The sequence below is a fragment of the Trujillonella humicola genome (genome assembly GCF_046233715.1).
Classification (GTDB): domain Bacteria; phylum Actinomycetota; class Actinomycetes; order Mycobacteriales; family Geodermatophilaceae; genus Trujillonella; species Trujillonella humicola.
This window is the reverse complement of sequence record NZ_JBJNRJ010000116.1, coordinates 1-1,608: the sequence shown is the minus strand read 5'-3', so window position 1 is coordinate 1,608 and position 1,608 is coordinate 1. Positions and strand designations below refer to the sequence as shown.

Genomic DNA, 1,608 nt, shown 5'->3' with positions numbered 1-1,608 from the left:
TCGCTAGTGGTCCCCACCGTTGGAACGTCGGGGGTCATGCGGCCAGCGGTTCGTGGTCGGCAAGTCTTTCGAGCAGGTGGTCGAGGGACTTCCGTCCGAAGTGCCAGTCGAAGGGCTCGGCGCTGGCGTTGTAGCGGTCCTGGAAGGCCAGCAGCCGCTCGGCCAGTTCCTGGAGGTCGGCGAAGTCGCCGGGCTTGATGACCTTGCGCTGGACGATGGAGAAGAAGATCTCTACCTGGTTCAGCCAGCTGGCGTGCACCGGCAGATGCACCAGCTCGGCGTTGGGCCAGGCGGCGTGCATTCGCTGGATCGAGCGCGCGCCGTTGTGTGAGGAGCCGTTGTCGACGATCCAGAACACCCGGGCCGCGCCGGCGTATGGCTCGGTGCTCATCACCTGTTCGACCAGCTGCTCGAACGGCTCGATGCCGGTGGTCGGCGCGATGCGGCCGAGCACTCGGGCGGCGTGGACGTCGTAGGCGGCCAGATAGGCCAGCGTGCCGCCGCGGCGGTACTCGAACTCCTGGCGGCGAATGCGCCCGGGCGCTGGCGGTAGGTCGGAGTGGCGGCGTCGCAGGGCTTGCAGCTGGGACTTCTCATCGGCGCTGATCACGTACTCGTCGGCGCCGAGCGGCTGCCCTTCCCAGAGGCGGTCGTAGAGATCGAGCGCCCCGCCGGCCTTGGCCACGAAGTCCGGATCGCGGGGGAAGATCCACGATCGGACCCGCCACGGGCGGATGGCATCGGCGCGCAGCCACCGACCAACCGTCGATGGAGAGATGGACTCCACCACTCCGCGGCTGATCGCCTCGGCGGCCAGTTCGGTGTAGCTCCATCGGGCCAGTGGCACGTCGCTTTCGGCGGGCAGCTCGCAGGCCAGCGCCTTGACCTCGGCCTCGACGGTCTTGGGAAAGGTTCGCTGCCGGCCCGGCCGCGGTCGGTCGACCAACCCGGGCAGGCCCTGAGCGCAGAACCTGGACCGCCACTTGCGCACCGTGTCCTCGCAGACGCCGACCCTGCGGGCAATCTCGGCGTTCGAGGCGTGGTCGGCGGCGGCCAGGACGATCTGCGCGCGCTGCACGTCGCGATGGGCGGCCCGTTCAGATCCGGCGCGCTTGACCAGCACCCGTCGTTCCTGGTCGGTCAACACCACCCGGTACGGGCTCATCATCGCCATCGCCGTTTGTCTCGCCGCCGACGTTGATTCCCTCGGCGCCACGCCGACCGACGGTGAAGATGAGGCGATGGCGAAGATCCCGGACTCCACCAAGGACTCGCTGCACTGGCGGCTGGCGGCCCGCGCCCGGGAGCGTTGGCCGGACCTGGCCGAGGTGCGCATGCGCTACCGCGCCGGCTTCGCCTACGTCGACGGCGTCCTCGCCGACGGCGAGCTCCTGCCACTGTGCCGGCTGCGGTATATCGGCTCCGCCACCACCTGGGGCTTCGCGATCTACCGAGCCAGTCACGACGACTACGAAGACAACGTCCTGCCCAGCGGCTCACCCAGCGGCACCGCCGAAGAAGCCCTCGACTGCGCCTGCGGCCTCTACCTCAACGACCCCACCGCCTGGATCTCAGACCCCCGATGTTTCAACGACGGGGACCACTAGC

Annotated in this window: 2 protein-coding genes; one reads left to right on the top strand and one right to left on the bottom strand. The window is 69.2% G+C overall.

The window, feature by feature from the left end:
• Positions 1–34: 34 nt before the first annotated feature.
• Positions 35–1,174: an IS630 family transposase gene (locus tag ACK586_RS25310; RefSeq protein ID WP_409333298.1), complete on the bottom strand. Its 1,140-nt coding sequence runs from the start codon at positions 1,172–1,174 to the stop codon at positions 35–37.
• A 67-nt stretch (positions 1,175–1,241) separates the two neighbouring features.
• Between ACK586_RS25310 and ACK586_RS25305 the strand changes: the two genes are divergently transcribed.
• On the top strand, positions 1,242–1,607 hold the full coding sequence (locus ACK586_RS25305; protein WP_409333297.1) for a hypothetical protein: 366 nt from the start codon (positions 1,242–1,244) through the stop codon (positions 1,605–1,607).
• Position 1,608: the final 1 nt, after the last annotated feature.

Coding starts and splice junctions, on each gene's coding strand:
- ACK586_RS25310 (WP_409333298.1), bottom strand. CDS start 1,174: ATGGCGATGATGAGCCCGTACCGGGTGGTGTTGACCGACCAGGAACGA.
- ACK586_RS25305 (WP_409333297.1), top strand. CDS start 1,242: ATGGCGAAGATCCCGGACTCCACCAAGGACTCGCTGCACTGGCGGCTG.